Origin of the sequence: Acidovorax sp. JG5 (assembly GCF_017939685.1) — a bacterium.
Lineage (GTDB): Bacteria > Pseudomonadota > Gammaproteobacteria > Burkholderiales > Burkholderiaceae_C > Acidovorax.
In genome coordinates this window covers 1-713 of the sequence record NZ_JAGKSE010000063.1, presented here as the reverse complement: position 1 = coordinate 713, position 713 = coordinate 1, and the positions used below count along the sequence as shown (strand labels likewise).

Here is a 713-nt window from a genome sequence, read left to right as displayed (position 1 = left end):
GTACTTTGCTGTCGCTGATCGTGGTGCGCACGACCTTGCCGCGCATTACGCCGCGCAGCCCCATGCGCCGCATCAGCCGCTCGACCGTGCATCGAGCCACGACCGTTCCCTCGCGCGCAAGTTGGCGCCATACCCTGTCGGCACCGTAGACCTGCATATTGGACTGCCAGACGCGTTGTATCTGCGGTACCAGCGCCTCGTCGCGACGGACCCGAGCACAGCGCCTGTCGGGCTCGCGCAGCAGCGCCGCGTGTCTTCGATACCCCGACGGGGCGATCTGCAAGACGCTGCAGATCGGCTCGACCCCGAAGGTGCCGCGATGCTTGTCTATGAAATCCCTCAGGACTTCAGCCGGCGGTCGAGCTCCGCCTGGGCGAAAAACGCGCTGGCCAGCTTCAGTATTTCGTTGGCCCGGCGCAGTTCCTTGACCTCGCGCTCCAGATCCTTGACCCGCTGCGCCTCGCTTGTAGTGACGCCTTCGCGCACGCCAGCATCGACTTCTACTCGCTTGACCCATTCATGCAGCGTCTGCGGCACGCAGCCAATCTTGGGGGCGATAGATTCAATGGCTGCCCATAGCGATGGGTAATCCCCCCGGTGCTCCTGCACCATCCTCACCGCCCGCTCGCGGACCTCGGGCGAGAACTTGTTCGACTTCTTCATGGCTCAATCCTCTCAGAGAAAAGAGCCTCCTCAAAAACCGGGGCGATTCA

Annotated in this window: 1 pseudogene and 1 other annotated feature; the pseudogene reads right to left on the bottom strand. The window is 63.1% G+C overall.

Annotated elements, in window-relative coordinates:
• Positions 1-663 (bottom strand): annotated as a pseudogene (locus J8G26_RS19105) (IS3 family transposase); the annotation flags it as partial.
• Positions 269-385: a sequence feature (AL1L pseudoknot), on the bottom strand. (Overlaps the previous pseudogene by 117 nt.)
• Positions 664-713 lie beyond the last annotated feature (50 nt).